General features: G+C 68.8%; 2 protein-coding genes. Both read left to right on the top strand.

Annotated elements, in window-relative coordinates; all coding sequences use genetic code 11:
• Positions 1 to 52: 52 nt before the first annotated feature.
• Entirely contained in the window at positions 53 to 4,132 is a 4,080-nt protein-coding gene (gene hrpA / locus HTY53_RS24485) for an ATP-dependent RNA helicase HrpA (protein ID WP_174109180.1), read from the top strand.
• A gap of 200 nt (positions 4,133 to 4,332) precedes the next feature.
• Entirely contained in the window at positions 4,333 to 5,322 is a 990-nt protein-coding gene (locus HTY53_RS24490) for a cytochrome D1 domain-containing protein (protein ID WP_217435746.1), read from the top strand.
• The last annotated feature ends 77 nt before the right edge of the window (positions 5,323 to 5,399 follow it).

Genomic DNA, 5,399 nt, shown 5'->3' on the forward strand with positions numbered 1-5,399 from the left:
GTACGGGTCGTGGCGGTTCTGGCGTTCATGGCGCGGATTATAATCCCCGCCAATGTCCGAACAACGCCCCGTCCCACCCGCTGCCCAGCGCCGCAGGCCGTCCCGACCGCAGTCCGCACGCCAGTCCCAGGGTCCAACCCAGGGCTCGTCACAGGGCCCGACCGCAGACAAGCCCGAACGCCAGACCGAACGTCGCTCCGAAGGCCAATCCGCCCGCCGGCCCGCGCGCCGTTTCGTGCCGGCCAATCCGCTGCCCCCGATCACCTTTCCCGAGGCGCTGCCCGTCTCGGCACGGCGCGACGAGATCGCGCGCGCGATCGAGCAGCACCAGGTGGTGATCGTGTCGGGCGAGACCGGCTCGGGCAAGACCACTCAGCTGCCGAAGATCTGCCTGTCGATCGGCCGCGGACCGGCACGCGCCGATGCTGCCGATGCCGCCGATGCCACCGGGGCCCCGCAGGACGGGAACGGCGGCGATGGCAAGAACGGCCAGGCCCGGCGCCAGGGCGGCCTGATCGGCCATACCCAGCCGCGCCGCATCGCCGCGACTTCGACCGCCAAGCGCATCGCGCAGGAACTGGGCTCGCCGGTCGGCGAGCATGTCGGCTACCAGGTGCGCTTCAACGACACCATGTCGCCCGGCGCGTCGATCAAGCTGATGACCGACGGCATCCTGCTGGCCGAGACGCAGACCGATCCGCTGCTGCGCGCCTACGACACCATCATCATCGACGAGGCGCACGAGCGCAGCCTCAACATCGATTTCCTGCTGGGCTATCTGAAGGAAATCCTGCCGCGCCGCCCGGACCTGAAGGTGATCATCACCTCGGCGACGATCGACGCGCAGCGTTTCGCCGAGCATTTCGGCAGCGGCGGCAAGCCGGCGCCGGTGATCGAGGTCAGCGGGCGGCTGTATCCGGTGGAGATCCGCTATCGGCCGATCGCCGAGGAAGGCGGCCGCATCGGCGAGCGCGGCGACAAGGGCAAACCGGCCGGCGATGGCCCGGCCCGATCGGCCCAGGCGCGCGAGCGCGATCTCTACGACGGCATCGTCGACGCGGTCGACGAACTGAGCCGGCTCGGCCCTGGCGACGTGCTGGTGTTCCTGCCCGGCGAGCGCGAGATCCGCGAGGCCGCCGAGGCGCTGCGCAAGCACCATCCGCCGCACACCGAAATCCTGCCGCTGTTTGCGCGGCTGTCGGTGCAGGAGCAGGAGCGCGTGTTCAAGCCGTCCAACGCGCGCCGCATCGTGCTGGCCACCAACGTCGCCGAGACCTCGCTGACCGTGCCCGGCATCCGTTACGTGGTGGACACCGGGCTGGCGCGCGTCAAGCGCTACTCGTATCGCAACAAGGTCGAGCAGCTGCAGATCGAGCCGATTTCGCAGGCCGCCGCCAACCAGCGCGCCGGCCGCTGCGGCCGGGTCGCCGACGGCGTCTGCATCCGCCTGTACGACGAGGCCGATTTCGCCGGGCGCCCGCGCTTTACCGACCCCGAGATCCTGCGCTCGTCGCTGGCCGCGGTGATCCTGCGGATGAAGGCGCTGCGGCTGGGTGCGATCGAGTCCTTCCCCTTCATCGAGCCGCCGCTGGGCCGCGCGATCGCCGACGGCTACCAGCTGCTGCAGGAACTCGGCGCGGTCGACGAGGCCAATGCGCTGACGCCGCTTGGCAAGCAGGTGGCACGCCTGCCGCTGGACCCGCGCGTGGCCCGGATGATTCTCGCCGCGCGTGACCAGCATTGCCTGCGCGAGGTGCTGATCATCGCCAGCGCACTGTCGGTGCAGGACCCGCGCGACCGTCCGCAGGAGGCGCAGGAGGCCGCCGACCAGGCGCACCGCAAGTTCATGGACGAACGCTCGGAATTCCTCGGCTGGGTCAAGCTGTGGAAGTGGTTCGAGGACGCGGTCGCGCACAAGAAGAGCAACCGCCAGCTGCAGGACCAGTGCCGCGCGAATTTCCTGTCGCATCTGCGGCTGCGCGAATGGCGCGACGTCCATTCGCAGCTGCTGACCACGGTCGCCGAGCAGGGCTGGAAGCTCAACGACAGCGAGCCGACCTACGAGCAGGTCCACAAGGCGCTGCTGACCGGCCTGCTGGGCAATATCGGCCAGAAGCTGGACGAGGCCGACGGCCGCGGCCGCGAGTACCTGGGCGCGCGCGGCATCAAGTTCCATCTTTGGCCCGGCTCGCTGGTGGCGCGCAAGATGGGCCGCTGGCTGGTGGCCGCCGAGCTGGTCGAGACCAGCCGGTTGTTCGCCCGCACGCTGGCGCGCATCGAGCCGGACTGGCTCGAGCAGGTCGGCCGCCATCTGCTCAAGGTCAGCTGGAGCGATCCGCACTGGGAGAAGAAGGCGGGCCAGGTGCTGGCGATGGAGCGCGCCACGCTGTACGGCCTGACGGTCTACCAGCACCGGCGCGTGCACTACGGACCCATGAATCCGCAGGAGGCGCGCGAACTGTTCATCCGCCGCGCGCTGGTCGAGGGCGAGTTCGATACGCGGCTGCCGTTCTACGCGCACAACCAGCGCCTGGTGCGCGAGATCGAGAACCTCGAACACAAGGCGCGCCGGCAGGACGTGCTGGTCGACGACGAGCTGATCTACGCGTTCTACGACCGCCATATCCCGGCCGACATCCACCAGCAGTCGCAGTTCGAGCAGTGGTACCAGAAGGAGAGCGCGCGCGACCGCAAGCTGCTGTACCTGAACCGCGAAGAGCTGATGCGGCACGAGGCGGCCGGCATCACCACCGACCTGTTTCCGAAGACGCTGAACGTCGCCGGCGTCGACATGGGTTTGAGCTACCACTTCGAGCCGGGCAGCCACCGCGACGGCGTCACGCTGACGGTGCCGCTGTACGCGCTGAACCAGATCCGGCCCGAGCGCGCCGACTGGCTGGTGCCGGGCATGATCAAGGAGAAGGTGCACTTGCTGCTCAAGTCGCTGCCGCAGAAGCTGCGCCGCCATTGCGTGCCGCTGCCGGACTATGCGGCGGGCTTCGTCGAACGCCGGCCGTTCGCCGAGGGCGAGCTGATCGACGTGCTGATCGCCGATATCCGCGAGCAGACCGGCACCATGATCCGGCGCGCGGACTTCAAGCTGGAGACGCTGCCGGCCCACCACTCCATGAACTTCAAGGTGGTCGACGAGCACGGCCGCCAGCTCGACATGGGGCGCAACCTGGCCCAGCTGCGCGCCGAACTGGGCGGACAGGCGCAGCAGTCGTTCCAGAGCCTGGTCGCGCGCGAGGCGCCGGTCGCCGAGGCCGGGCAATACGAAGGGCTGACCGGCTGGACCTTCGGCGAGCTGCCCGAGCTGCTGGAGATCCGCAAGGGCAACCGCACGCTGTTCGGCTACCCGGCGCTGGTCGACCGCGACACCCACTGCGACGTCGAGGTGTTCGACGATCCGCAGGAGGCCGAGCGGCTGCACCATGCCGGGCTGCGGCGGCTGTTCGCGCTGCAGCTGCGCGAGCAGGTCAAGTTCGTGCAGAAGAACATCCCCGGGCTGTCCCAGATGGCGATGCAGTACATGACGCTGGGCACGCAGGACATGCTGCGCGACCAGATCGTGATGCTGGCGCTCGAGCGCGCCTGCATGCAGGCGCCGCTGCCGCGCAACGAGGCGGAGTTCGCCGCGCGCAAGGAGGAGGGGCGCGGACGGCTCGGCCTGCTGGCGCAGGAGATCGCCCGGCTGGCCGGCACCATCCTGGCCGAGTACGCGGCGCTGCCGCGCAAGCTGCTGCAGGCAAAGCCCTTCGCTGCGGCCCATGCCGACATGCAGGCCCAGCTGTCGCAACTGATGGGCAAGCATTTCCTCGCCGAGACCCCCTACGACAGGCTGGTGCACTTCCCGCGCTATCTGAAGGGCATCGCGATGCGGATCGACAAGCTCAAGGGCGATCCGGCCCGGGATGCCCAGCGCCAGCAGGAGATGGCGCCGCTGCTGCAGCAGTGGCAGCGCGCGGACAAGCAGCGGCGGCAGGGCAGGGGCGGCGAGGACGCCCGGTTGGAGGAATTCCGCTGGATGCTGGAAGAGCTGCGCATCGCGCTGTTCGCGCAGGAATTGCGAACGCCAGTGCCGATGTCTGTCAAGCGTCTGCAGAAGGTGTGGGAGTCGATGCAACGGTAGGACGGCCGGCGCACGATTTTGGCGCAGCCGGTCATCGAAACGGTGGGGCTCGACGTTAGAATGCGTGGGCCTTGGCGGTCGCATTATCCGGGGGCAATCGGTCCGTTCCGGCCGTGCCCTTCCGCCTGATCCGTTTCCTTGCTCGTATCCTTTCCGCCGACCGTCCCGAACGGTCCGCCAACCGTTCGTTCGCCCTGCATATGCCCGTCTTTCGTCGTGTCGTCGCCGCCTGCTTCACCTGGGCCTGTCTTGGTGCGGCGGCATTGCCGGCCCTGCCGGCCCACGCCGAAGTGGTCGTGGTCCTCAACTCGGGTGATGCCAGCGTTACGCTGATCGACCGCGACAGCCAGAAGGTGCTGGAAACCTTCCCGGTCGGCAAGGAGCCCCACCACCTGATCGCCACGCCCGACGACCGTTCGCTGATCGTCGCCAACGCGGTCGGCAATGACCTGGTCTTCCTCGATCCGGTCAGCGGGCGGGTCCAGCAGCGGGTGCCGGACATCGACGATCCGTATCACATCGGCTTCTCGCCGGACCAGAAATGGTTCGTCGTCACCGGCAACCGGCTCGACCGCGTCGACCTGTACCGCTGGGACGGGCGCGCGCTGAAGCCCGCAAAGCAGCTGCCGCTGGGCCGCACGCCCAGCCATATCGCCTTCACCGCCGACAGCCGCATCGCCTTCGTGACGCTGCAGGACTCCAACGAGGTGGCGGCGATCGACCTGCCGACGCAGACGCTGCTGTGGCGCATGGAAGCCGGCTCGGCGCCGGCCGGCATCTGGGTCACGCCGGACCAGCGCTACCTGCTGGTCGGCATGACCGGCGCCGACTACGTCGCCGTGATCGACTGGCGCACCCGCGCGGTGGTCAAGCAGATCCAGACCGGCAAGGGCGCGCACAACTTCCGCGCGCTCGGCGACAAGCGCCATCTGCTGCTGACCAACCGCGTTTCCGGCACCATCAGCATCCTGGACCAGCAGACGCTGACCAAGGTCGGCGACATCACCGGCCTGCCGCCGGGCCCGGACGACATGGAGCTGGCCGCCGACGGCAAGACGCTGTGGGTCACGTTCCGCTGGGCGCGTTCGGTCGGCGTGATCGACGTGCCCAGCCGCAAGCTGGTCAAGACGATTCGCGTCGGACGCTCGCCGCACGGCATCTACTTTCGCACGCGGGCGCCGCTGTATTGACGGGGGCGGCATGGGCGGATGGCGATATCACCGTCAGCCAGGACATCAGCAACGCGACAATCGTGCGATTCCGCACG

Origin of the sequence: Cupriavidus gilardii (genome assembly GCF_013314895.1) — a bacterium.
In the GTDB taxonomy this organism is placed as follows: domain Bacteria; phylum Pseudomonadota; class Gammaproteobacteria; order Burkholderiales; family Burkholderiaceae; genus Cupriavidus; species Cupriavidus gilardii_C.